Origin of the sequence: Enterobacter sp. PI-10 (assembly GCF_027947695.1) — a bacterium.
Classification (GTDB): Bacteria; Pseudomonadota; Gammaproteobacteria; order Enterobacterales; family Enterobacteriaceae; genus Enterobacter; species Enterobacter vonholyi.
Genome location: NZ_JAJNOG010000003.1, coordinates 20,056 through 44,346, shown reverse-complemented (window position 1 = coordinate 44,346; position 24,291 = coordinate 20,056). Strand labels below are relative to the sequence as shown.

The window sequence follows — 24,291 nt, the reverse complement described above, 5'->3', positions numbered from 1 at the left end:
CTGTGATGTTCCCCAGCAATCCTGAATGAAAGGCCTGCCGGCGCGCTTTTCAGCGTTCATCCTTTAGCTATTCTTATCAAACATTCACACTGGATACCCGACAGATGATGACGACGCTTGAAATTCCATCTGTGCTTTCCAGTTCGCAGCGCCGCTGCCAGGTGCTTTTGATGCTTTACCTGCCCGATGCTGCCGTCACCGCACAGAGCATAATTGCTGCCAACGGCGTGGACGACGCGATGGCACGGCAAGATATAGCCGAGACGCGCGATGAAATCCAGCGCTATCACCGGCTGGATATCGTCACGCACCACGACGGCAGCTACCGGATTGAAGGTACAGCCCTGAATCAGCGTTTATGCCTGCTGCACTGGCTGCGCCGGGCGCTGCGGCTTTGCCCGCAGTTTGTCTCGCACCAGTTTACCCCCGCATTAAAAACCGCGCTTAAACAACACGGCATCGCGCGTCCGCTTTACGACGATGCGAACCTGCGGGCGCTGATCGGCTTCTGCTCTCGCAAGCTGCAGCGCCAGTTTGAATGCCGCGACGTCCAGTTTTTACAGCTCTATCTGCAATACTGCCTTATTCAGCACCAGCTCGGGAATACGCCGCAGTTTTCCCACGTTCAGCGCAGCTGGACCCAGTCGAGAGGGGAGTATTTTACGGCGCAGGAGATCGTGCGCCACTGGAGACGGCGCGTCCCGCAGGGTGCACACGGGGATGAGCAGCTGTTTCTGGCGCTGCTGTTTATGATGCTCCGCACGCCCGACCCGGTGCTCGATAAACACCAGCAGGATCAGCGATTGCGCCGGGCCATCGTACGCATGGTCGCCCGCTTTCGCTCGCAGACCGGGATGAACTTCAGCGATGAGCAAGGGCTCACCGATCAGCTGTATATCCACCTTGCTCAGGCGCTGGACCGCTCGCTGTTTGAGATCGGCATCGATAATAGCCTGCCGGAGGAGATCCACCGTCTCTATCCCCGGCTGTTACGCACCACGAAGGAAGCGCTGTTTGAGCTGGAAGCGGAGTTTGGGCTGCGTTTTTCCGATGAAGAGATGAGCCTCGTGGCTGTGATTTTCGGTGCCTGGCTGATGCAGGAGACCGATCTGCACGAAAAACAGGTGATCCTGCTGACGGGAGACGATAAAGCCAGTGAGGACCTGATTGAACAGCAGCTTCGCGAGCTGACCCTGTTGCCGCTCAACATTCGCTATCTGACGCTGCAGGCTTTTCAGAAAGAGGGAGCACCGCGCGAGGCCGCGCTGGTTATCACCCCCTACCCTACGGCCCTGCCGCTGTTCTCGCCGCCGTTGATTCATGCCGTTGAGACATTGAACGCGCAGCAGCAAGAACATATTCGCGCCATGCTGGAATCGTAGTTACGCGCGTGCGGCCACTTTCGGTCGAACAAACATTGCCGGTAGCGCCACCAGCGCCATTACCCAGAACACGCCATGCCCCAGGTGCTGGTAAAGGAACCCCGCAAAGACCGTCATGATCGCGATACTGCCCCCCATGGCTACCGCCGAATAGACGGCCTGCAGACGAATAACGTCTCCGCCCTCGCGCGCTGCGATATAGCGCATGGCCGCCAGATGGCACACGGTAAAGGTGCCGCAGTGAAGGATTTGCGCCACAATCAGCCACGGCAGATCGGTCGTCCAGCCCATAATCCCCCAGCGCGCCACGCCGCACACGGCGGAAAGCAGCAGCAGGTCACGTGCGCCAAAGCGTCGAAACAGCTTCTTGCTCAGGGCGAAAATAATGACTTCGGCCACCACGCCCAGCGACCAAAGATAGCCCACTGCAGAAGCAGAATATCCCGCTCCCTGCCAGTAGATGGCGCTGAAGCCATAGTACGCCGCATGTGCCCCCTGAAGCAGACAGACACACGCCAGAAAACGCCAGCTCTGTGCAACCAGGCTCCGCCACGCGGGCCAGCCCGCGCTCTCCTGATGGCGACTTTTCCCTTGCGGCATCACCGACGGTCGCAGCAGCATGCCCAGCAGCATCGAGGCAATACCGATACTCAGCAGGGCAAGAATGGCGCGGTAATCGTAAAGGCTGACCAGTTTCCCCACCAGCGCAGAGCCAATCACAAAGGCGATAGAGCCCCACAGGCGCACGCGACCGTAGTCCATGGTGATCTGCTTTTGCCAGGTGTTCGCAAGGGCATCCGTCAGCGGTACCAGGGGTGAGAAGAACAGGTTAAAGCCGACCATCACCACCATCAGCCAGGCAAACTGGTGGCTGACCCAGAAGCAGGCCACAAAGACCAGGGTCAGCAGAGCAAGAATGCGCACGGCCTTGATCAGTAAGGAGGGATCGCTGACGCGCGGGGCAATCAGCAGGCTGCCCAGGAAACGCGCCACCAGCCCGGCCCCGAGCAGGACGCCGATGGTCTCGGGCGTCAGGCCGATACCCTTAAGCCAGACGCTCCAGAAAGGCAGAAAAATGCCGTAGCTAAAGAAATAGGTGAAATAACTGAGCGCCAGCCAGCGCGTGGAATGCAAGACCATGAATCCCTCCCGAAATCGAGGCCATAGTCTGGCGAGAATATAAAAATTAAGCAAGTAGATAGCCTGCTATAAATTAACGAAAATTTAACATCTTGTGCAATCGTCTGGCTTATGGCAGGGAATGAAAATATGTATTACGTTTAAATTACTCCACTTGCAGAGGTTTTTCTGCCATGAACTCACTACGTTATCTCGATTTCGGCCAGTCACGTCACCTGCTGCTGCTCATTGGCCGCATCGCACTTGTCGTGCTGTTTATTATCTTTGGTTATCCAAAACTGACGGGGTTTAGCGGCACCGTACAATACATGACCTCGCTGGGAACGCCGATGCCCATGCTGGCGGCCATTATTGCGGTAGTGATGGAAGTGCCTGCCGCCATTCTGATCGTACTGGGCTTTTTCACACGTCCTCTCGCGGTACTGTTTGTGTTCTATACCCTGGGCACGGCGATTATCGGTCACCATTACTGGGATATGACCGGTGATGCGGTCGTGCCGAATATGATTAACTTCTATAAGAACGTCAGTATTGCTGGCGCCTTTATTTTGCTGGCCATTGTTGGGCCGGGGGCTATTTCCCTGGACCGGCGTTAAGCCATAAAAAAAGGCCGCAAGCGCGGCCTTTTTTATTTCTGCAGGGCAGAGGAATTATGCGTAGACCGGGAAGCGTGCGCAGATATCCAGAACTTTACCTTTGACGCGCTCGATAACCGCTTCGTCATTGATGTTGTCCAGAACGTCGCACATCCAGCCAGCCAGCTCTTTCACTTCCGCTTCTTTGAAGCCGCGGCGAGTCACGGCCGGAGAACCGATACGAATACCGGAGGTCACGAACGGGCTCTTCGGATCGTTTGGCACGCTGTTTTTGTTCACGGTGATGTTGGCACGGCCCAGGGCAGCGTCAGCTTCTTTACCGGTCAGGTTCTTATCAACCAGATCCAGCAGGAACAGGTGGTTTTCAGTACCGCCGGATACCACTTTGTAGCCGCGGTTCAGGAACACTTCCACCATCGCTTTGGCGTTCTTAGCAACCTGCTGCTGGTAAACCTTGAACTCTGGCTCCATCGCTTCTTTCAGCGCTACCGCTTTTGCCGCGATAACGTGCATCAGCGGGCCACCCTGCGCGCTTGGGAACACCGCGGAGTTCAGTTTTTTGTACAGCTCTTCGTCACCGCCTTTCGCCAGGATCAGGCCACCGCGTGGACCCGCCAGGGTTTTATGGGTGGTGGTGGTCACAACGTGAGCGTGTGGAACCGGGTTCGGGTAAACGCCTGCGGCGATCAGACCCGCAACGTGCGCCATGTCAACGAACAGGTAAGCACCGATGCTGTCTGCGATTTCACGCATTTTTGCCCAGTCAACGATACCGGAGTAAGCAGAGAAGCCACCGATGATCATCTTCGGCTTGTGCTCTTTAGCCTGCTTCGCCATGTCTTCGTAGTCAATTTTACCGGACTCATCAATACCGTAAGGGATGATGTTGTACAGTTTGCCGGAGAAGTTAACCGGGGAGCCGTGAGTCAGGTGGCCGCCCTGCGCCAGGTTCATACCCAGAACGGTATCGCCCGGCTGCAGCAGCGCGGTGTAGACCGCGAAGTTAGCCTGAGAGCCAGAGTGCGGCTGCACGTTTGCGTAGTCAGCGCCAAAAAGTTCTTTCGCACGGTCGATAGCCAGCTGCTCAACGATATCAACATACTCGCAACCGCCGTAATAGCGTTTGCCCGGGTAACCTTCAGCGTATTTGTTGGTCAGCTGAGAACCCTGCGCCTGCATAACGCGCGGGCTGGTGTAGTTTTCGGAGGCGATCAGTTCGATGTGCTCTTCCTGACGTACTTTTTCCTGCTCCATAGCCTGCCACAGTTCGGCATCATAATCGGCAATGTTCATTTCACGCTTTAACATCCGCATCTCCTGACTCAGCTAACAAGTAAATTTTGGCCTGAAAAGGCAGTCCTGTTGGACGACGGGCAACAGTATAACTGATTAGTTCTGTGATAACAGGTCTTGACAAACGATTTTACGCAAACGTTTTCCTACCCGCCACGCAAGGGTTTGAGGAATAAAGCTCTCGCCCTTTCCAGCGGATTTCTTTTCAGGTTTGTGATGCATATTTTTCATCTTGCAAAGAACCATTTACAACGCAGGGGTATTTTTTATAAGATGCATTTAAAATACATTATTAAAGTCACATCGGAAGGAAGCAGCTATGCTCGACGCTCAAACCATCGCTACCGTAAAGGCCACCATTCCCCTGCTGGTGGAAACCGGCCCTAAACTCACCGCCCATTTCTACGATCGCATGTTCACGCACAACCCGGAGCTCAAAGAAATTTTCAACATGAGCAACCAGCGTAACGGCGATCAGCGTGAAGCGCTGTTCAACGCCATCGCGGCCTACGCCAGCAATATTGAAAACCTGCCAGCATTGCTGCCTGCGGTGGAAAAAATCGCGCAGAAACATACCAGCTTCCAGATCCAACCTGAACAGTACAACATTGTGGGCGGACACCTGCTGGCAACCCTGGACGAGATGTTCAGCCCGGGTCAGGAGGTGCTGGACGCCTGGGGTAAAGCCTACGGGGTACTGGCAAACGTGTTTATCAACCGTGAAGCGCAGATCTACAGCGAAAACGCCAGCAAGAACGGCGGCTGGAAAGGCACGCGCGCGTTCCGCATCGTTGAGAAAACGCCGCGCAGCGCATTAATCACCAGCTTCGAGTTTGAGCCGGTGGACGGTCAACCGGTGGCCGATTACCAGCCAGGGCAGTATCTGGGCGTGTGGCTGAAGCCTGAAGGATTCCCGCATCAGGAGATCCGCCAGTATTCCCTTACCCGCAAGCCAAACGGCAAAGGCTACCGCATTGCGGTGAAGCGTGAGGACGGCGGTCAGGTTTCCAGCTGGCTGCACAACGAAGCTAACGTGGGCGACGTGGTGCATCTGGCCGCGCCGGCGGGCGATTTCTTTATGGCCGTTGACACCAATACGCCGGTCACGCTTATCTCTGCGGGCGTCGGCCAAACGCCGATGCTGGCGATGCTCGATACGCTGGCAAGATCACACCACGGGGCGCAGGTTAACTGGTTCCATGCAGCCGAGAACGGCGACGTGCACGCTTTTGCGGATGAGGTGAAAACGCTCGGGGCCTCCCTGCCGCGCTTCACCGCGCACACCTGGTATCGCCTGCCGACGGAAGCTGACCGCGCAGCTGCCCGCTTTGACAGCGAAGGTCTGATGAATCTTAGCCAGCACGAAGGCCTATTCAGCGCACCGGAGATGCAGTTCTACGTCTGCGGGCCGGTGGCGTTTATGCAGTATGCCGCGAAGCAGCTGGTTGAGCTGGGCGTGAACAAGGACAACATTCATTACGAATGCTTCGGGCCGCATAAGGTGCTGTAATGCAAAAAGCCCCTCGTTTGAGGGGCTTTTTTTTCGTCGGATGGCGGCTGCGCCTTACCCGGCCTGGAAAATATTTAAATCGCCGCGTCGTCTTCTTCGCCGGTACGGATACGGATCACGCGCGCCACGTCGAAGACGAAGATTTTACCATCGCCAATCTTGCCGGTCTGCGCCGTGCGGATAATGGTGTCCACACAGGTATCGACGATATCGTCGCTGACCACGATTTCAATTTTTACTTTCGGCAGAAAGTCGACCATGTACTCTGCGCCACGGTAAAGCTCGGTGTGGCCCTTCTGACGACCAAAACCTTTCACTTCCGTCACGGTCATCCCGGTGATGCCGACTTCCGCCAGCGCTTCACGCACATCATCCAGTTTGAAAGGTTTAATAATCGCATCAATCTTTTTCATGGTGGGTCCTTAAACTCTTGCCTGTAAGCTGCCTCGTAATCGATTGCTCACAGTATCATATTCAAGCGAATTTTGCGGTACTACTCTTTAAAATCGTTCGCTTCAAGCTCATGACGTGACAGCAGCTTGTAGAATTCGGTACGGTTGCGTCCGGCCATGCGCGCCGCGTGGGTCACGTTGCCTTTAGTGATCTGCAATAGCTTGCGCAGATAGTTCAGCTCGAACTGATTGCGCGCTTCTGCAAACGTCGGCAGAGCCGTGTTTTCCCCTTCCAGCGCCTGCTCCACCAGCGCGTCGCTGATCACCGGTGACGAGGTCAGCGCCACGCACTGCTCAATCACGTTCACCAGCTGACGCACGTTACCCGGCCAGCTTGCGGCCATCAGCCGCTTCATCGCATCGGTGGAAAATGCGCGCACGAACGGTTTATGGCGGTCGGCCGCCTGGCGCAAAAGATGGTTCGCCAGCAGCGGAATGTCTTCCGCACGTTCCGCAAGCGCAGGGATCTTCAGGTTAACCACGTTCAGACGGTAGTAGAGATCTTCGCGAAACTCGTTGCGAGCCATCACTTTTGGCAGATCGCGGTGGGTTGCCGAAATAATTCGCACGTTAATATCGATATCGCGGTTGCTGCCCAGCGGGCGCACTTTGCGTTCCTGCAGCACGCGCAGCAGCTTGACCTGCAGCGGCGCGGGCATGTCACCAATCTCGTCCAGGAACAGCGTGCCACCTTCCGCGGCCTGGAATAGCCCTTCCCGGCTGCTTACCGCCCCGGTGAATGCGCCGCGGGCGTGACCAAACAGTTCCGATTCAAGCAGCTGCTCCGGGAGCGCGCCACAGTTAATCGCAATAAAAGCGTTCTTGCTGCGCGGGCTGGCGTTATGGATCGCCTGCGCCAGGATCTCTTTCCCGGTTCCGCTCTGGCCGTTGATGAGCACGCTGACGTCAGACTGCGCCACCATCCTCGCCTGCTCTAGCAGGCGCAGCATCACGGGGCTGCGGGTGACGATAGACTCCCGCCACGCCTCATCCCCCGCCGGAGCAGCATGTTCCAGCGCGCTGTCGATAGCCTTATACAGCGCGTCTTTGTCCACCGGCTTGGTCAGAAAGCTGAATACCCCCTGCTGCGTCGCGGCAACCGCATCCGGGATCGACCCGTGCGCGGTCAGGATAATCACGGGCATACCCGGCTGCTGCTTCTGGATCTCCGCGAACAGCTGCAGGCCGTCCATTTCATCCATCCGCAGGTCGCTTATCACCAGATCGATTTTCTCGCGGCTGAGAATTTTCAGCCCCTCCAGCCCGCTTTCCGCGGTCACGACGCTGTAGCCCTCACTCACCAGACGCATCCCCAGCAGCTTTAATAGCCCGGGATCGTCATCCACCAGTAAGAGATGGGCTGGTTTACGGCTCGTCATGCTTCACGTCCTCTTGTTTCGGCGTATCGCTGTCCGGCGCAGCGGATGAACTCCCCGGCTGATATTTACGCGACGAGAGCTGTCTTTCGATATCGGTCAGGTTCTCCAGCTTACGCGTCGTGGTATCCAGCTGGGTACGTAAATGTTGCTGCTGCTGACGCAGCGTATCAAGCTCGCTGTCGGTTGACTGTTGCAGCTTGCTGTAGCGGGAGCGCTCTTCAGAAAGCTGAAGCTGTAGCGTCTGGCCATCGCGCCAGAGCTGGTATACCGGGCGTACCTGTACGGGTAGATTGACCACAAACGTGTCCAGTCGGGTTACATTGACGCGGCGTTCGACGGGGGTGATTTTGGCATCAGCCAGCAAAATGCCGCGCTTGAAAGCGTCCTGCCAGGTGTCGTCGTCCAGCATCGCCGCCTTCGAGCGGGCGTCTACCGGCGCCAGACGCTGGGCGCAATCTATTCCCCGCAGCCAGAACAGCGGGTTGCTTTCGACGTCATGCCCTGACAGGTTCCAGATGTCTTCGCAGCGGGTCGAGAGGAAATCGGCCAGCTGGTTATCGGGCCATTTATCTTCTTGTTTATCGCTAATGGCACTTTGCGGCACATGGGAAACACACCCTGCCAGAAATAAACAGGGCAGGCTCAGGCGAAGCGTGCGGCGGGAAAACACCGCGCGTACGGCGCGGGAAAAGACGTGTGACATACTCACCAGACATAGATTCATTTTATTGATTTTTCCGGCTCAGGGGCAGTTCAATACGGAAGCAAACATCCGAACGTTCGTCCGTGGCAATGTTTAGCTCACCCTGCATGCGTCGTATGCAGTCCCGGGCAATGCTCAAGCCCAGACCGCTTCCTTTCACCGCACCTTTCCGCTGATGACTCCCCTGGAAAAAGGGCTCGAAGATCATGGTTTTTTCGTCATCGGGGATCGGGGTGCCGGTGTTAGCGACGTCGATAAACACCCGGGAACCCTTCGTATAGCTTCGGATATAAATGTTACCGGATTCAGTACCATAGTGCACCGCATTGGAATAAAGATTATCCAGCACGCTCATTAGCAGCATGGGTTCAGCCAGACAGGTCGGCGCATTCAGCTCTACACCGGTATGCATCATTTTAGCTCTTGCTGGCAAGCTATGGGCGGATATCACCATATCCACCAGCGGTTCAATTTCGACGTTTTCCAGTACGACCGCCCCGTCAGCCAGCTTGCGGTTGTAATCCAGCAGTTGCTCAATCAGCTTCTGTAGATTCCGGCTGCTGTTATCCAGGATCTCGACAATTTCTTTCTGTTCGGGCGTAAGTGGCCCTGCCACTTCATCCGCCAGCAGCTCCGTTCCTTCGCGCATGCTGGCCAGGGGCGTTTTAAGCTCATGGGAGATATGGCGCAGGAACTGATGGCGCTGTGATTCGAGCCATGCCAGGCGCTCGGACAGCCAGATAATGCGCTGGCCTACGGATCGCAGCTCGCGGGGACCTTTAAAGGCGACCGTATCCCCGAGCGATTTCCCCTCCCCCAGGCGGTTGATCATCCGCTGGATACCCTTCACCGGGCCGATGATCATGCGGGTAAAGAGCAGAACCAGCCCGAGGCTCACCAGGAACAGCACCAGCGCCTGCCAGCCGAAGAACTGGCCGCGCTCGGCAATCTCCTGCTGAAGCTGCTGACCGCGGGAGAAAATTACCGTGCGGGTTGACTGCACCATCTCGGTGTTGGCACCGGCAAAAGCTTCAAGGCGTGCGGCGGCGGCCGCATCCGGGCCGCTGTTACTGCATTGCAGCTGCGCGAGATCGTTCAGATCCTGACGTAACGCCTGATACAGCCTGTCGTCAGGCAAAACCCCCGCATGAGCGTCCAGCATTTCGCTGTAGCGTTTGCGCTGACTCTGATAAACCTTTTCCAGCGTTCGATCGTCAAGCACGCAATACTGACGATAGCTACGCTCCATCTCCAGGGCTGCGTTGGTCATCGCTTCACTGCGTCTGGCGTCGATGAGCGTCGTGCGGTTGGTCAATGCCGCCTGCGCGCTCAGCGCGTTCAGACTTTGCCACGCCTGCCAGGCAAGGATCAGCAGCGGCAGCAGAATCAGCAGGAAGGCCATCATGACGAGCTGCCGCAGGGAGCGGGGGAAAACGGGCCAGCGTTTCAACGCATTACTCTCTTAATGGGGGTTTACGCAGAGCGTAACTGAGTCTGCCCTTCAGATACAACAAAGCCGGGTAAAAACCCGGCTTTGTCATGGAATGAGGCGGTGCCTAACTCGACGTTTCGCCCTGGCCTGATAAAGCATCGCTATGATCAGTAGTTGGACGGCAGGCACCTTTTTGTGCGTCATTCGAAGTTTATGTAGCGCTTCCCGAAGGGGCTGACATAAGAAGGTGAATGAGCCACTGGTTAATATTATGCAACACCCGTGCCAGAATGCAAAACAAAATATTAACATATTGAAATATAACGTTTTTACTCGTTAAGCTTGTTAATTATCGGTTGAATGATTTTCAGGCTAAGTGTCGCTATTAAGCAACACCTTAACGGAAACCTTTCCTGCCATATATATATCAATAACTTAAATGTCTCTTTTTGGAGACACTTAAGTTGCCGGTCTGTCGCAATTATGCGACACAAATAAAAAAGCCCGGTTGAGCTTTCGCTTACCGGGCCTGGAAGGATGTGGGACTAAAACTTAACCCAATTGCTTACGCGCATTGCGGAAGATACGCATCCATGGGCTGTCCTCGCCCCAGTTTTCCGGGTGCCAGGAGTTGCTCACGGTGCGGAACACGCGTTCCGGGTGCGGCATCATGATGGTCGCGCGACCGCTTTCGCTGGTTACCGCCGTAATACCGTTGGCGGAGCCGTTCGGGTTAGCCGGGTAGGTTTCTGTGACTTTGCCGAAGTTATCGACAAAGCGCAGTGCCACCAGGCCTTTGCTCTCAAGCTGAGCCAGATGCGCAGCATCACGCACTTCTACCTGACCTTCGCCGTGGGACACCGCGATTGGCATCTGTGAACCGACCATTCCCTGCAGCAGCAGAGACGGGCTCTGGGTCACTTCCACCAGGCTGAAGCGCGCTTCGAAGCGGTCAGACTGGTTACGCACAAAGCGCGGCCAGGCTTCGCTGCCCGGGATCAGTTCGCGCAGGTTTGACATCATCTGGCAGCCGTTACACACGCCCAGCGCCAGGGTCTGCGGACGGTGGAAGAAGGTTTCGAACTCGTCGCGCACGCGGCTGTTAAACAGGATGGACTTCGCCCAGCCTTCGCCTGCGCCCAGCACGTCGCCGTAGGAGAAGCCGCCGCACGCCACCAGCGCCTGGAAATCTTCCAGACCGGTACGTCCGGCCAGCAGGTCGCTCATGTGGACGTCGATAGCGTCAAAGCCCGCGCGGTGGAAGGCCGCAGCCATCTCAACGTGGGAGTTAACGCCCTGCTCGCGCAGCACCGCCACTTTTGGACGTGCACCGGTCGCAATGTACGGCGCAGCGATGTCTTCGTTAATATCGAAGGAGAGCTTCACGTTCAGGCCAGGATCCTGGTCATTGGCCTTCGCGTTGTGCTCCTGATCGGCACATTCCGGGTTATCACGCAGGCGCTGCATCTGCCAGGTGGTTTCCGCCCACCACATGCGCAGCGTAGTGCGGCTTTCGCTGAACACCGTATGACCGTCTGCTTCAATGACGAAGCGGTCGCCCTGAACGGCTTTACCCAGATAGTGGATGCAGTCTGCCAGACCGTGCTTCGCCAGAATCGCTTCAACCGCATCGCGATCCGCCGCACGCACCTGAATCACGGCGCCCAGCTCTTCGTTGAACAGCGCAGCCAGACGGTCTTCGCCAAGCGTAGCGATGTTGGCTTCCACGCCACAGTGGCCGGTGAAGGCCATCTCTGCCAGGGTCACCAGCAGGCCGCCGTCGGAACGGTCATGGTAGGCCAGCAGCTTACGCTGCGCCACCAGCGCCTGGATGGCGTCGTAGAAGCCTTTCAGCTGCGCAACGTCGCGCACATCGGCAGGCTTGTCGCCGAGCTGACGGTAAACCTGCGCCAGCGCGGTGGCGCCCAGCGCGTTGTGGCCTTTACCCAGGTCAATCAGCAGCAGGGCGTTGTCTTCGGTCGCAAGCTGCGGCGTAACGGTGTGACGCACGTCTTCCACGCGGGCAAACGCGGTGATCACCAGCGACAGTGGAGAGGTCATCTCGCGCTGCTCGTTGCCTTCCTGCCAGCGGGTTTTCATCGACATGGAGTCTTTGCCCACCGGAATGGTCAGGCCGAGGGCTGGACACAGCTCCTCACCCACCGCCTTCACGGCTTCATACAGGCCAGCATCTTCGCCAGGGTGGCCGGCTGCGGCCATCCAGTTTGCGGAGAGCTTGATACGTTTAATGTCGCCAATCTGCGTCGCGGCGATGTTGGTCAGCGCTTCACCGACCGCCAGACGGGCAGATGCGGCGAAGTCCAGCAGCGCCACCGGGGTGCGTTCGCCCAGCGCCATCGCTTCGCCGTAGTAGCTGTCGAGGCTCGCGGTGGTCACGGCGCAGTTCGCCACCGGGATCTGCCAAGGGCCGACCATCTGGTCGCGGGATACCATACCGGTCACGGTACGGTCGCCGATGGTCACCAGGAAGGTTTTCTCTGCCACAGCAGGCAGGTGCAGCACGCGGTTAACCGCTTCTGCCACGGTGATGCCCTGGCGATCCAGCGCTTTGCCCGCCGCCTTACGGGTCTGCACGTCGCGGGTCATCTTCGGCGTTTTACCGAGCAGGACGTCGAGCGGCAGATCGATCGGCTGATTGTCGAAATGGGTATCGCTCAAGGAGAGATGCTGCTCTTCGGTCGCTTCACCGATGACGGCATACGGCGCGCGCTCGCGGCGGCACAGCTCGTCAAACAGCGGCAGCTGGTCCGCCGCAACGGCCAGCACGTAGCGCTCCTGGGATTCGTTACACCAGATTTCCAGCGGGCTCATGCCCGGTTCATCGCTCAGGATGTCGCGCAGGTTGAAGCGACCGCCGCGGCCGCCGTCGCTCACCAGCTCCGGCATGGCGTTGGATAAGCCGCCCGCGCCTACGTCATGAATGAAGAGGATTGGGTTGGCATCACCTAGCTGCCAGCAGCGGTCGATCACTTCCTGGCAGCGGCGCTCCATCTCAGGGTTGTCACGCTGCACGGACGCGAAGTCGAGATCCGCATCAGACTGGCCGGAGGCCATCGAAGAGGCCGCGCCGCCGCCCAGACCGATGTTCATCGCCGGGCCGCCGAGTACGATCAGCTTCGCGCCGACGACGATCTCGCCTTTCTGCACGTGATCGGCACGGATGTTGCCGATCCCGCCTGCCAGCATGATCGGTTTGTGGTAGCCGCGCAGCTCTTCGCCGTTGTGGCTGTCCACTTTCTCTTCATAGGTACGGAAGTAACCGTTCAGCGCAGGACGGCCAAACTCGTTGTTAAACGCCGCGCCGCCCAGCGGACCTTCGGTCATGATATCCAGGGCGGTTACAATGCGCTCTGGCTTGCCGAAATCTTCTTCCCACGGCTGTTCAAAGCCCGGGATACGCAGGTTGGAGACGGAGAAACCGACCAGACCCGCTTTTGGTTTTGCACCACGACCGGTCGCCCCTTCGTCACGGATTTCGCCGCCGGAGCCGGTCGCCGCACCCGGCCACGGAGAAATGGCCGTCGGGTGGTTGTGGGTTTCCACTTTCATCAGAATATGCGCAGGCTCCTGATGGAAGTCATAGCGCCCTGCTTCGCGATCGGCGAAGAAGCGGCCCACCTCGGAACCTTCCATCACCGCGGCGTTGTCTTTATAGGCAGACAGCACGTGGTCAGGGGTTTGTTCCATGGTGTTTTTGATCATTTTGAACAGCGACTTCGGCTGCTGTTCGCCGTCGATGATCCAGTCGGCGTTGAAAATCTTATGGCGGCAGTGCTCAGAGTTGGCCTGCGCGAACATGTAGAGTTCGATGTCGTTCGGGTTGCGGTTGAGCTTAACGAACGCGTCCTGCAGGTAGTCAATTTCGTCTTCTGCCAGCGCCAGGCCGAGACGCAGGTTGGCGTCAATCAGCGCCTGGCGGCCCTGCCCCAGCAGGTCCACGCTCTGTACTGGCGCAGGCTGATGGTGGGAGAAAAGCTTTTGTGCGTCATCAAGAGAGGCAAACACGCTCTCCATCATGCGGTCGTGCAATTCACCCGCAACCGCCTGCCACTGCGCGTCGCTCAGGGTAGAGGCTTCGACGTAGTACGCTACGCCGCGCTCCAGACGGTTAATCTGGCTCAGGCCGCAGTTGTGGGCGATGTCGGTGGCTTTGGAAGACCAGGGGGAGATGGTGCCCGGACGCGGCGTCGCAAGGATCAGTTTGCCGGTTGGCGTATGGCTGCTGAGGCTTGGGCCATACTTGAGCAGGCGTTCCAGCTGTACGCGCTCCTCTGCATTCAGGGGGGCATTCAGGTCAGCAAAATGGACATACTCAGCGTAAATATTGCTTACCGGAAGGTCGGCCGCCTGAAAACGTGCCAGCAGTTTAGTGATACGGAAGGCAGACAGTGCAGGCGAACCACGCAGAATTTCCATCATAAGTCTCTCGTCTTCGAAGCGCCGGGGCGCTTACAGTGTGCGCAAGGGGGGAAAACGGGCGTCATTATAGAGAATCCTGAGCGCCGACGAAACCGTTTGCGTCGAAATAAAATTTGCCCAGAGGTTTAACAATAGATGTGACCTGTCTCTCTAATTGGTTGCCAAGTGGCGCAAGTTTACGCAAAATGCCGCTCATTCAATGGCAAACCTTATTATTAACATGGCTACAGCAAACTGAGGCAATCGGCGTCGCAGAGAATTAACTAATTGAAAAAATTAAAGATTAATTATCTGCTCATCGGCATTGTAACGTTGCTGTTGGCAGTGGCCCTCTGGCCTTCTATCCCCTGGTTCGGCAAAGCCGAAAACCGTATCGCCGCCATTCAGGAGCGGGGGGAATTGCGCGTCAGTACCCTCAACTCCCCGCTCATTTACAGCGACATCAACGGCAAAATCATTGGTCTGGATTATGAGCTGGCACAACAGTTCGCCGATTATCTTGGCGTGAAGCTTAAAATCACCGTCCGCCAGAATATCAACCAGCTTTTTGACGACCTCGATAACGACGATGCCGATATGCTTGCCGCCGGGCTGGTGTATAACAGCGAGCGCAGCAAGAACTACCAGCCGGGCCCGACCTACTACTCCGTTTCGCAGCAGATGGTTTACCGCGTCGGGAGCCTGCGCCCGCGCTCGCTGGCTTCGATTAACGATCGGCAGCTGACGATTGCGCCCGGCCACGTGGTGATTGACGACCTGCGTGAGCTCAAGGAGAAAAAATATCCCGACCTGAGCTGGACGGTGGATCCGAAACTCGGCACGACGGAGCTGCTTGAGCAGGTAAAAGACCAGAAAGTGCCCTACACCATTGCCGATTCGGTCGCAATCAGCCTGTTCCAGCGCGTGCACCCTGAAATCGCCGTGGCGCTGGACGTTACCGACGAGCAGCCCGTGACCTGGTTTAGCCAGCTTGATGACGATCAGACCTTCTCTGCCGCGATGCTTGATTTTTTCAACACCATCAATGAAGACGGTACCCTGGCGCGTCTGGAGGAGAAGTACCTCGGGCACGGCGATGACTTTGACTACGTTGACACCCGCAGCTTCCTGCGCGCGGTAGACAGCGTCCTGCCGGACCTGCAGCCGCTGTTCGAAAAATACGCCCAGGAAATTGACTGGAAACTGCTGGCGGCCATTTCGTATCAGGAATCCCACTGGGATACCCAGGCCACGTCCCCGACTGGCGTACGTGGTTTGATGATGTTAACCAAAAATACCGCGCTGAGCCTGGGCGTGAATGACCGTACCGATGCCGAACAAAGCATCAGCGGCGGTGCGCGTTATCTGCAGGATATGATGGCCAAAGTACCGGAAACGGTGCCGGAAGAGGAGCGGATCTGGTTCGCGCTGGCGGCCTACAATATGGGCTATGCGCATATGCTGGATGCGCGAGCATTGACGGCCAAAACGAAAGGCAACCCGGACAGCTGGTCAGACGTAAAACAGCGCCTGCCGCTGCTGAGCCAGAAGCCATGGTATAACAAACTGACATACGGCTACGCGCGCGGGCATGAAGCCTACGCCTACGTGGAAAATATCCGTAAATATCAGATTAGCCTGGTCGGGTATCTGCTGGAGAAAGAGAAAGAGGCGACGGAGGCCAAACGGCTGGCTCAAAGCTACCCTGTCGTGGCGCCGGACGAACTTAATCGCCCGACGGCTTCAATTCTGCCTTTTGCTGCTTTTTCTGCTGACGGCGCATTCGAAAGAAATCACTTAATAGCCCCGAACACTCTGGTGCAAGCACCCCGCCGATAGTCTTCACCTGGTGGTTCATCCCCGGGTGACCCAGCACGTCCATCAGTGAACCGGCCGCGCCGGTTTTTTCATCCCGCGCCCCGAAAACCAGAGTCCCGATCCGGCTGTGCACCATCGCCCCGGAACACATCACGCACGGCTCCAGCGTCACATACAGCGTGGTATCAAGCAGGCGATAGTTTTGCAGCACCAGACCGCCCTGACGAAGCGCCATGATTTCGGCGTGCGCGGTAGGATCGTGGCGGCCAATCGGACGGTTCCACCCTTCGCCAATCACCTGGTTATTGTGGACCAGCACGGCGCCTACGGGCACTTCGCCCTCGTCCCAGGCACGCTGAGCGAGCGTTAGCGCGTGGCGCATCCAGTATTCATGATTGTATTCAGGGATGGACAACGGTTGATTCTCCAGTCGAAAAGCGGCGGCATTATACACACCCCTTATGGATAAGACTATTCGAGTTGCTGGAGTTCACCTGACGGCGTGACGCGCCAGCGATGCTGGCAAAAATAGAGCAGCGGGTTGTCCTGTTTGCTGTCGCTGTAGCCGCTGTACAGGCGCAGCGGCGTACCGATGCGTTTCTCCAGCTGGACCACTTTTTCATGCCCCAGACAGCGCAGGGTTAGCACCCAGCCGCCGTAACCGCGGGCAATTTGCGTGGCGATAAGATTCACGCGCGGAAGCCAGGGGGTATCAAAGTAGACCTGCTCCACAAGCGTCTGCGGGGAGCCTGTAATCAGCCAGATGTCGGCATCGTTCGCGTCGAGGTAGCTGGTCAGGCGCGCCTGTACAACAGGAAAGGCCGCAACGTGACCGCGAAACCAGTGCGCAAAATCCTTTTCGAGCTGTTTGAGCCGCGCTTCGCTGTGCCCAAAGGTACATCCCCACAGCAGCAGACTCATCGGCCATCGCGCCGCACGGCCTTTCACCAGCAGCGCGATACCGATAACGGGTAAGAGCGGTAGCACGAGCAGCGCATTCAAAGGCTGACGCCGCAGCAGGTAACGCATAAACGTACCAAACATATCCTGCTGATGCAGCGTTCCATCCAGATCGAAAAAGACAACGCGACGCGCGTGATTTGCCAAACCTTACTCCTCTGGGTCGTTGAATCCTAATAGCCAGGTAAAAAGGAACCCGGCGATCACCGCTACTAAATAGCCTAACAGATAGAGCATCACTTTTCCGGTCACGATGGTTAATGCCAGCGGTAAACCGGAAAGCCCAAAGGTGATCACGGTGGCGACTTTCCAGTAGCTGATCAGCGCCCCGCCTACCGCGCCCCCCAGACAGGCCGCGAGGAACGGTTTACCCAGCGGCAGCGTAACGCCGAAAATCAGCGGCTCGCCGATGCCGAGCAGGCCGACCGGGAGCGCGCCTTTAATCATTTTCTTCAGACGCGCGTTGCGGGTTTTCATCAGGACGGCAATCGCCGCGCCGACCTGCCCCACGCCCGCCATCGACAGGATAGGCAGCAGCGCGTTATAGCCGTGCGCCTGCACCAGCTCGACGTGGATCGGCACCAGCCCCTGGTGCAGGCCGGTCAGCACCAGCGGCAGGAAGGTACCGGAAAGCACAGCGCCAACCAGCAGCCCGCCGCGGTCAATCGCCAGAGACGCACCGTGAGCGATGGCTTCAGAGATCCACCCGCCTAACGGCTGGAGGGCCACAATCGCTACGCTACCGGTAATCAGCGTAGTCAGCAGCGGATTGAGAATAAGCTCAATCGAGCCGGGTAAAACCGCGCGCAGCCTTTTCTCGATCCAGCACATCAGGATGACCACCAGCAGCACCGCAATCACCCCGCCGCGGCCAGGCTGAAGCGCCTCACCAAACAGCGTAATCTGCGCCAGCTGCGGGCTGGACAAAATACCCGCCATCACGCCGCCCATCGCCAGCGATCCGCCAAACACCTTCGCGGTATTCACCCCAACCAGAATGTTCATGATGGCGAAAACAGCGCTGCCGAAGATCCCGAGAATCCCCAGCAGGTTCGGATACTGCGTGGCGAAATCCCCCACGATATCCGGTCGCTTGAGGATATTGATGATCCCGGTGATCAGGCCGGAGGCAATAAACGCCGGGATCAGCGGAATAAAGACGTTGGCCAGCTGTCGCAGCGCATCGCTCATGGGGGCTTTGTATTTGGCTTTCGCCTGCGCTTTGGTGCGCTCAGTATCGTCAATCGATACGCTCGCGCTAACGCCCATCAGCGCGCGCATAGCATCGACAACCTGCGCCGCTTTCCCTGGGCCGACGATCAGCTGGTGCTGCTGGCCCTGCTTCACGTAACCGCTGACCCCAGACAATTGCTTCAGACGCGACACGTCAAGCTGGTCGTCGTTATGCACCTCGACGCGCACGCGCGTCATGCAGTTTTCGAGACGCTGAATATTTTTTTCCCCACCAATCCCCTGCAGGATATCGCTGGCGAGCGCTGCTGTTTTGTCCATAGACGCCTCTGTTAGTTTTCTAATGCCGCCCGTAAGAAGCCGTTATGCGCATCGAGTTTTGCTCTCGCGGTCGCCGCATCCAGCCCGCTTAAGATCATCAGAATGGCAGGTTTAACATCATGATCGGTTTGTTTGAGTACCGCTTCGGCCTCTTCACGGCCTGCGCCCGTCGCCTCCATCACCATGCGGCAGGCTCTGTCCACCAGCTTGACGTTGGTGGCCTGCATATCCACCATCAGGTTCTGATACACCTTGCCGAACTTCACCATCGCGCCGGTGGAGATCATATTGAGCACCAGCTTTTGCGCGGTCCCGGACTTGAGGCGCGTGGAGCCGGTGAGCGCTTCCGGCCCGACCACCGGAGAGATAGCGATAGCGGCCACCTGCGCAATCGGGGAGCCCGGATTACAGGAGATGGCCACCGTCGTGCAGCCGGTCTGGTTTGCGTATTCCAGGCCGCCAATGACGTACGGCGTGCGCCCGGATGCCGCCAGACCGACCACCAGATCCTTCTCCGTCAGATTCAGCGCCTTCAGGTCATCCTCGCCCAGCTGTTTGTTATCTTCCGCCCCTTCAACGGCTTTCAGCAGCGCACCGGGACCACCGGCAATTAACCCAACGACCAGACCATGCGGCACCCCAAAGGTGGGCGGACATTCTGACGCATCCAGGACTCCAAGACGCCCGCTGGTCCCCGCCCCCATGTAGATAATGCGTCCGCCGGCCTTGAGGGCTTCCGCCGCCGCATCGACCGCTTTCGCCACCTCGGGTAATGTCTCTTTCACTGCCTGCGCGACCAGCGTATCCTGTTGATTAAAGCGGTTAACCAGCTCCAGGGTGGAGAGCGCATCCAGATCCATGGTTTGCGGGTTACGCGTTTCAGAAACAAGTGAGCCAAGATTCATTTTTGTACCTCAAGAATTTTTAATTCATAATAATCACACTATAATGGAATATAAAATTCATTCAGGCGAGCAAAATTCGTATTTGCGCAGATAATCACATTTTCGCCAGGAGACCGTATGAACTGTTTAATTCGCATTCGCCAGCGCTACGCAGGCTTTGCCCAAAGCGACAAGAAGCTGGCGGATTTTCTGCTTTCTCAACCCGATCGCGCGCGCCACCTCAGCTCGCAGCAGCTGGCGAGTGAAGCCGGCGTGAGCCAGTCGAGCGTGGTGAAATTTGCCCAGAAGATTGGCTTTAAGGGATTCCCCGCCCTCAAGCTGGCGATCAGTGAAGCGCTGGTCAGCAACCCCAATCCGCAGTCCATGCCGGTGCATAATCAGATCCGCGGAGACGATCCGATGCGGCTGGTTGGAGAAAAGCTGATCAAAGAGAACGTGGCGGCCATGCATGCGACGCTTGATGTGAATACCGAAGAGAAGCTGCTGGAGAGCGTGGCGATGCTGCGCGGCGCGCGGCGAATCATTCTGACTGGCATCGGCGCGTCCGGACTTGTGGCGCGTAACTTTGGCTGGAAGCTGACGAAAATTGGCCTTAACGCCATCGTCGAACAGGATATGCACGCCCTGCTGGCGACCGTACAGGCGATGGATCCTGACGATCTGCTGCTGGCCATCTCTTACTCCGGCGAGCGTCGTGAAATCAACATGGCAACTGATGAAGCGCTGCGCGTCGGCGGTAAAATTCTGGCAATCACCGGTTTTACGCCGAATGCTCTGCAGCAGCGGGCCACGCGCTGTTTATATACCATTGCCGAGGAGCAGGCCACGCGCAGCGCGGCTATCTCGTCCACCAGCGCACAAATGATGCTGACGGACCTGCTGTTTATGGCGCTGGTGCAGCAGGATCTGGAGCGAGCGCCAGAGCGCATTCGCCACAGCGAAGAACTGGTAAAGAAACTGGTTTGACGCGTATAATGCCCGCCCAGTTTGTGTTGTTTCTGAGAATTTCCTGATGGCGCTGTTAATTACCAAAAAATGCATTAATTGCGATATGTGCGAGCCCGAATGCCCGAACCAGGCCATTTCGATGGGCGACAGCATTTATGAGATTAACAGCGACCGCTGCACCGAATGCATCGGCCACTATGAAACGCCGACCTGTCAGAAAGTGTGCCCGATCCCGAATACCATTCTGAAGGATCCGGCGCACGTCGAGAGCGAAGAGCAGCTGTGGGATAAGTTTGTCCTGATGCACCACGCGGACAAACTTTAACTTTCGATGATCACCGTCGCGCTGGCATAGTGGCGTTCATCCGCGATCGTCACGTGCATGTGATTCACGCCCAGCTTCTCTGCAAGCTTTTGCGCCTCGCCCCATAAACGCAGGCTTGGCTTACCCAGCTCATCGTTAAACACTTCAAACTGGTTGAACGCCAGACCGTTACGAATGCCGGTCCCGAAGGCTTTGGCCGCCGCCTCTTTTACCGCAAAGCGCTTCGCCAGAAAACGCACCGGCTGCTGATGCGCTTCCCAGATGGCCCATTCGTTATCGCTCAGCACGCGCCTTGCGAGGCGATCGCCGCTGCGGGCGATCACCGCTTCAATGCGGGCTATTTCCACGATATCGGTGCCCAAGCCCAGAATGGCCATTACTGACGCGCTTCCTGCATCAGGCGTTTCATCTCGGCGACCGCCTCTTTCAGGCCGCTCATTACCGCGCGGCCAATGATCGCGTGACCGATGTTCAGCTCGTGCATTTCCGGGATGGCGGCAATGGCCTTCACGTTATGGTAGGTCAGGCCGTGACCGGCATTGACCTTCAGGCCCAGGCTTGAGGCATACGTGGCCGCTTTAGCAATACGCTCCAGCTCTTTCGCCTGCTCGGCATCGTTTTTGGCATCGGCATAGCAGCCGGTGTGAATTTCGATATACGGCGCGCCCACGTCGGCTGCCGCTTTAATCTGGGCGAAATCAGCGTCAATAAACAGAGAAACCAGGATACCGGCATCCGCCAGGCGCTTGCAGGCATCGCGCATTTTGTCGAGCTGGCCGGCCACATCCAGACCGCCTTCGGTGGTCACTTCCTGGCGTTTTTCCGGCACCAGGCAGCAGAAGTGCGGCTGAGTCTCACAGGCAATGGTCAGCATCTCTTCGGTGACCGCCATCTCCAGATTCATACGGGTGTCCAGCGTCTGGCGCAGAATGCGCACGTCGCGGTCAGTGATGTGGCGGCGGTCTTCGCGCAGATGAACGGTAATGCCGTCGGCGCCAGCCTGTTCAGCGATAAATGCCGCCTGAACCGGATCGGGATACGCCGTGCCGCGCGCATTACGCAGCGTGGCGATATGATCGATGTTGACGCCTAACAGTAATTCAGCCATGACAATCCTCGGTTTTCTTTTCGATTCTGTGGTCTAACGTTTCGGCAGAAACTGCCTGAATAATTCGCGGCTCTTTAAGGGCTTGCCGCCAAGATACGGCTTGAGGGCAATCCGGGTAAAGCGTTTTGCTGCGCGCAGGGTCTCCCGATCGGGAAACTCGCGCTCATACAGCGCCCGGAGCTGGCGCCCGGTAAAGGTGCTGTTGTCGATCACGACGCTGGCAATAAAGCCTTTTTCTTCGCGGTAGCGGTAGGTCATGGAGTCTTCCACTTCGTCACCGCTGCCCGCACAGTGCAGAAAATCGACCCCGTACCCAAGATGACCCAGCAGCGCCAGCTCAAAACGCCGCAGCGCAGGCTCGGGCGTGCCGGTTGCGCCAGCCAGCGCCTGGATACAGTGCAGATAATCAAAGAAAAGTTCAGAGAAGCGAGTCTCATGTTCAAGAACGCGAGAGATGAGTTCATTGACATACAGACCGCTGTAGAGCGTGATGCCGGAGAGAGGAAGCGCCAGGGAGACGGCTTCGGCGCTGCGCAGGGTTTTAACTTCCCCTCGCCCACCAAAGCGAACCAGCAGCGGCGTGAAAGGCTGTAGGGCGCCTTTCAGGTTAGAACGTTTGGAACGTGCGCCTTTGGCAACAAGGCGCACGCGGCCCGACTCTTCCGTGAAGACGTCCAGCATCAGGCTGGTTTCGCTCCAGGGACGACTATGCAGAACGAAGGCGCGCTGCCATCCTTCCATCATACTCGTCGTCTTGAGTTACTGGTCTTCGCCGTAACCGAGGCTGCGCAGAGCACGCTCATCATCGGCCCAGCCAGATTTCACTTTCACCCACAGTTCGAGGTGAACCGGCGCTTCGAACATCTCCATCATGTCCTTACGGGCTTCAATGCCGATGGTTTTGATCTTGGCGCCTTTATTGCCGATCACCATCTTCTTCTGCCCTTCACGCTCAACGAGGATCAGGCCGTTAATGTCGTAGCCACCACGCTCGTTGCTCTGGAAACGCTCGATCTCCACCGTCACAGAATACGGCAGTTCAGCGCCCAGGAAACGCATCAGCTTTTCACGAATGATTTCAGACGCCATAAAGCGCTGAGAGCGATCGGTGATGTACTCTTCCGGGAAGTGATGAATCGCTTCCGGCAGATGCTTACGCACGATGCCCGCGATGGTGTCCACGTTCAGACCCGTCTCTGCAGACAGCGGAACGATGTCGAGGAAGTTCATCTGGCTACCCAGCCACTGCAGATGCGGCAGCAGATCGGCTTTTTCCTGCACGTTGTCCACTTTGTTGACCGCGAGGATGACCGGCGTTTTGCCGTCACGCAGCTTGTTCAGCACCATCTCGTCGTCCGGCGTCCAGCGGGTGCCTTCCACAACGAAGATCACCAGCTCCACGTCGCCAATTGAGCTGCTCGCCGCCTTGTTCATCAGACGGTTGATGGCACGCTTCTCTTCCATGTGCAGGCCCGGGGTATCGACGTAGATCGCCTGATACGCGCCTTCAGTATGGATACCGACGATGCGGTGACGCGTGGTCTGCGCCTTACGCGAGGTGATAGAAATCTTCTGCCCAAGCAGATTATTCAGCAGAGTGGATTTGCCAACGTTCGGACGTCCGACGATGGCAATAAATCCGCAATAGGTCTTTTCTTCGCTCATTCCAGCTCCAGCATTTTTAACGCCTGTTCGGCGGCAGCCTGTTCAGCCTTACGACGGCTTGAACCTGTGCCCACCACCGGTTCACTCAGGCCACTGACCTGGCAATGGATGGTAAATTCCTGATCGTGCGCTTCGCCACGAACCTGCACCACCAGATAAGACGGCAGCGGCAGATGACGACCCTGCAAATATTCCTGCAGACGCGTTTTCGGATCTTTTTGTTTATCGCCCGGGCTGATTTCGTCCAGACGGGTCTGATACCAGTTAAGGATCAGCTTTTCTACGGTCTGGATATCGCTGTCCAGGAACACACCACCAATTAATGCTTCGACCGTATCGGCAAGAATAGATTCACGACGGAAGCCGCCGCTTTTCAGTTCACCCGGCCCAAGACGCAGACATTCGCCCAGTTCAAATTCGCGCGCGATTTCCGCAAGGGTATTACCCCGAACCAGCGTGGCGCGCATGCGGCTCATATCCCCTTCATCCACACGCGGGAAACGATGATAAAGCGCATTCGCAATCACGAAACTTAAAATAGAGTCGCCTAAAAACTCGAGACGCTCATTATGTTTGCTGCTGGCACTGCGGTGGGTTAATGCCTGTTGCAACAACTCCTGATGATGAAAAGTGTAGCCCAGCTTCCGTTGAAGCCGATTAATTACGATGGGGTTCATGCGATACCAATAAATGAATGCGTCAAAAATGCAGCACACGAAACCGACCTGAGAAAACCAACGCGGT

General features: G+C 57.2%; 22 protein-coding genes. 6 read left to right on the top strand and 16 right to left on the bottom strand.

Going from position 1 to position 24,291, the window contains the following annotated elements:
• Positions 1-104 precede the first annotated feature (104 nt).
• Entirely contained in the window at positions 105-1,382 is a 1,278-nt protein-coding gene (gene csiE / locus LRM19_RS08675) for a stationary phase inducible protein CsiE (RefSeq protein ID WP_127731966.1), read from the top strand.
• On the opposite strand, the gene LRM19_RS08670 is transcribed toward csiE, so the two are convergent.
• Positions 1,383-2,522: a 3-phenylpropionate MFS transporter gene (locus LRM19_RS08670; protein ID WP_271368280.1), complete on the bottom strand. Its 1,140-nt coding sequence runs from the start codon at positions 2,520-2,522 to the stop codon at positions 1,383-1,385. It lies immediately after the preceding gene.
• A 173-nt stretch (positions 2,523-2,695) separates the two neighbouring features.
• Here LRM19_RS08670 and LRM19_RS08665 point away from each other — a divergent pair, with 173 nt between their 5' ends.
• Positions 2,696-3,118 (top strand): DoxX family protein, encoded by a 423-nt coding sequence (locus LRM19_RS08665; RefSeq protein ID WP_023615984.1) that lies wholly within the window; start codon positions 2,696-2,698, stop codon positions 3,116-3,118.
• 54 nt (positions 3,119-3,172) lie between these two features.
• Here LRM19_RS08665 and glyA read toward each other — a convergent pair whose 3' ends face one another.
• Positions 3,173-4,426: a serine hydroxymethyltransferase gene (gene glyA, locus LRM19_RS08660; RefSeq protein WP_008502165.1), complete on the bottom strand. Its 1,254-nt coding sequence runs from the start codon at positions 4,424-4,426 to the stop codon at positions 3,173-3,175.
• Between the two features lie 304 nt (positions 4,427-4,730).
• On the opposite strand from glyA, the gene hmpA reads away from it, so the two are divergent.
• On the top strand, positions 4,731-5,921 hold the full coding sequence (hmpA, locus tag LRM19_RS08655) for an NO-inducible flavohemoprotein (RefSeq protein WP_149366371.1): 1,191 nt from the start codon (positions 4,731-4,733) through the stop codon (positions 5,919-5,921).
• Positions 5,922-5,995: 74 nt separating this feature from the next.
• On the opposite strand, the gene glnB is transcribed toward hmpA, so the two are convergent.
• The 5 genes from glnB to purL form a co-directional block, all read right to left on the bottom strand.
• Positions 5,996-6,334 carry a nitrogen regulatory protein P-II gene (glnB, locus tag LRM19_RS08650; protein ID WP_003860685.1) on the bottom strand — a complete coding sequence of 113 codons (339 nt, stop codon included), beginning with the start codon at positions 6,332-6,334 and terminating at the stop codon, positions 5,996-5,998.
• 80 nt (positions 6,335-6,414) lie between these two features.
• A complete protein-coding gene (glrR, locus tag LRM19_RS08645; RefSeq protein ID WP_021241871.1) occupies positions 6,415-7,752 on the bottom strand; it encodes a two-component system response regulator GlrR in 1,338 nt (445 codons plus the stop codon).
• Positions 7,739-8,476, bottom strand: a complete 738-nt coding sequence (gene qseG, locus LRM19_RS08640; RefSeq protein WP_249576272.1) for a two-component system QseEF-associated lipoprotein QseG — start codon at positions 8,474-8,476, stop codon at positions 7,739-7,741. Before qseG ends, glrR begins: the two co-directional genes overlap by 14 nt.
• A 1-nt stretch (position 8,477) precedes the next feature.
• Complete coding sequence (qseE, locus tag LRM19_RS08635; protein ID WP_271368276.1) at positions 8,478-9,905, bottom strand: two component system sensor histidine kinase QseE/GlrK; 1,428 nt, start codon at positions 9,903-9,905, stop codon at positions 8,478-8,480.
• A 534-nt stretch (positions 9,906-10,439) separates the two neighbouring features.
• A complete protein-coding gene (purL, locus tag LRM19_RS08630; RefSeq protein ID WP_271368274.1) occupies positions 10,440-14,327 on the bottom strand; it encodes a phosphoribosylformylglycinamidine synthase in 3,888 nt (1,295 codons plus the stop codon).
• Between the two features lie 267 nt (positions 14,328-14,594).
• Here purL and mltF point away from each other — a divergent pair, with 267 nt between their 5' ends.
• Positions 14,595-16,145, top strand: a complete 1,551-nt coding sequence (gene mltF, locus LRM19_RS08625; RefSeq protein ID WP_271368273.1) for a membrane-bound lytic murein transglycosylase MltF — start codon at positions 14,595-14,597, stop codon at positions 16,143-16,145.
• Here mltF and tadA read toward each other — a convergent pair.
• The 4 genes from tadA to murQ are packed head-to-tail and all read right to left on the bottom strand — an operon-like array spanning position 16,033 to position 19,501.
• Complete coding sequence (gene tadA / locus LRM19_RS08620) at positions 16,033-16,539, bottom strand: tRNA adenosine(34) deaminase TadA (RefSeq protein ID WP_271368271.1); 507 nt, start codon at positions 16,537-16,539, stop codon at positions 16,033-16,035. The two genes, mltF and tadA, sit on opposite strands and share 113 nt — an antisense overlap.
• Before the next feature lie 56 nt (positions 16,540-16,595).
• Positions 16,596-17,231, bottom strand: coding sequence for a phosphatidylglycerophosphatase C (gene yfhb / locus LRM19_RS08615; protein WP_039263757.1), 636 nt, complete (start codon positions 17,229-17,231; stop codon positions 16,596-16,598).
• 3 nt (positions 17,232-17,234) lie between these two features.
• Positions 17,235-18,596: a PTS transporter subunit EIIC gene (locus LRM19_RS08610; RefSeq protein WP_271368269.1), complete on the bottom strand. Its 1,362-nt coding sequence runs from the start codon at positions 18,594-18,596 to the stop codon at positions 17,235-17,237.
• 11 nt (positions 18,597-18,607) lie between these two features.
• Positions 18,608-19,501, bottom strand: a complete 894-nt coding sequence (gene murQ / locus LRM19_RS08605; protein WP_111965129.1) for an N-acetylmuramic acid 6-phosphate etherase — start codon at positions 19,499-19,501, stop codon at positions 18,608-18,610.
• A gap of 117 nt (positions 19,502-19,618) precedes the next feature.
• Between murQ and LRM19_RS08600 the strand changes: the two genes are divergently transcribed.
• Together LRM19_RS08600 and LRM19_RS08595 are read left to right on the top strand one after the other, a co-directional pair.
• Positions 19,619-20,467: a MurR/RpiR family transcriptional regulator gene (locus LRM19_RS08600; protein ID WP_023333056.1), complete on the top strand. Its 849-nt coding sequence runs from the start codon at positions 19,619-19,621 to the stop codon at positions 20,465-20,467.
• A 46-nt stretch (positions 20,468-20,513) separates the two neighbouring features.
• On the top strand, positions 20,514-20,774 hold the full coding sequence (locus LRM19_RS08595; protein WP_008502177.1) for a YfhL family 4Fe-4S dicluster ferredoxin: 261 nt from the start codon (positions 20,514-20,516) through the stop codon (positions 20,772-20,774).
• Here the strand turns inward: LRM19_RS08595 and acpS are convergent.
• From acpS to rnc, 5 genes are read right to left on the bottom strand one after another with little or no spacing between them, the layout of a single operon-like run.
• Entirely contained in the window at positions 20,771-21,151 is a 381-nt protein-coding gene (gene acpS / locus LRM19_RS08590) for a holo-ACP synthase (protein WP_023294331.1), read from the bottom strand. The genes LRM19_RS08595 and acpS overlap by 4 nt on opposite strands.
• Entirely contained in the window at positions 21,151-21,882 is a 732-nt protein-coding gene (pdxJ, locus tag LRM19_RS08585) for a pyridoxine 5'-phosphate synthase (RefSeq protein ID WP_271368263.1), read from the bottom strand. Before pdxJ ends, acpS begins: the two co-directional genes overlap by 1 nt.
• A 33-nt stretch (positions 21,883-21,915) precedes the next feature.
• Complete coding sequence (gene recO / locus LRM19_RS08580; RefSeq protein WP_271368676.1) at positions 21,916-22,623, bottom strand: DNA repair protein RecO; 708 nt, start codon at positions 22,621-22,623, stop codon at positions 21,916-21,918.
• A gap of 18 nt (positions 22,624-22,641) precedes the next feature.
• Positions 22,642-23,547: a GTPase Era gene (era, locus tag LRM19_RS08575; RefSeq protein ID WP_087449597.1), complete on the bottom strand. Its 906-nt coding sequence runs from the start codon at positions 23,545-23,547 to the stop codon at positions 22,642-22,644.
• Positions 23,544-24,224 carry a ribonuclease III gene (gene rnc / locus LRM19_RS08570; RefSeq protein ID WP_003860711.1) on the bottom strand — a complete coding sequence of 227 codons (681 nt, stop codon included), beginning with the start codon at positions 24,222-24,224 and terminating at the stop codon, positions 23,544-23,546. The genes era and rnc overlap by 4 nt, the downstream gene beginning before the upstream one ends.
• Positions 24,225-24,291 lie beyond the last annotated feature (67 nt).

Coding starts and splice junctions, on each gene's coding strand:
- csiE (WP_127731966.1), top strand. CDS start 105: ATGATGACGACGCTTGAAATTCCATCTGTGCTTTCCAGTTCGCAGCGC.
- LRM19_RS08600 (WP_023333056.1), top strand. CDS start 19,619: ATGAACTGTTTAATTCGCATTCGCCAGCGCTACGCAGGCTTTGCCCAA.
- LRM19_RS08670 (WP_271368280.1), bottom strand. CDS start 2,522: ATGGTCTTGCATTCCACGCGCTGGCTGGCGCTCAGTTATTTCACCTAT.
- LRM19_RS08665 (WP_023615984.1), top strand. CDS start 2,696: ATGAACTCACTACGTTATCTCGATTTCGGCCAGTCACGTCACCTGCTG.
- era (WP_087449597.1), bottom strand. CDS start 23,547: ATGAGCGAAGAAAAGACCTATTGCGGATTTATTGCCATCGTCGGACGT.
- recO (WP_271368676.1), bottom strand. CDS start 22,623: ATGGAAGGATGGCAGCGCGCCTTCGTTCTGCATAGTCGTCCCTGGAGC.
- rnc (WP_003860711.1), bottom strand. CDS start 24,224: ATGAACCCCATCGTAATTAATCGGCTTCAACGGAAGCTGGGCTACACT.
- hmpA (WP_149366371.1), top strand. CDS start 4,731: ATGCTCGACGCTCAAACCATCGCTACCGTAAAGGCCACCATTCCCCTG.
- LRM19_RS08610 (WP_271368269.1), bottom strand. CDS start 18,596: ATGGACAAAACAGCAGCGCTCGCCAGCGATATCCTGCAGGGGATTGGT.
- LRM19_RS08595 (WP_008502177.1), top strand. CDS start 20,514: ATGGCGCTGTTAATTACCAAAAAATGCATTAATTGCGATATGTGCGAG.
- qseG (WP_249576272.1), bottom strand. CDS start 8,476: ATGAATCTATGTCTGGTGAGTATGTCACACGTCTTTTCCCGCGCCGTA.
- purL (WP_271368274.1), bottom strand. CDS start 14,327: ATGATGGAAATTCTGCGTGGTTCGCCTGCACTGTCTGCCTTCCGTATC.
- acpS (WP_023294331.1), bottom strand. CDS start 21,151: ATGGCCATTCTGGGCTTGGGCACCGATATCGTGGAAATAGCCCGCATT.
- glnB (WP_003860685.1), bottom strand. CDS start 6,334: ATGAAAAAGATTGATGCGATTATTAAACCTTTCAAACTGGATGATGTG.
- glyA (WP_008502165.1), bottom strand. CDS start 4,426: ATGTTAAAGCGTGAAATGAACATTGCCGATTATGATGCCGAACTGTGG.
- glrR (WP_021241871.1), bottom strand. CDS start 7,752: ATGACGAGCCGTAAACCAGCCCATCTCTTACTGGTGGATGACGATCCC.
- pdxJ (WP_271368263.1), bottom strand. CDS start 21,882: ATGGCTGAATTACTGTTAGGCGTCAACATCGATCATATCGCCACGCTG.
- murQ (WP_111965129.1), bottom strand. CDS start 19,501: ATGAATCTTGGCTCACTTGTTTCTGAAACGCGTAACCCGCAAACCATG.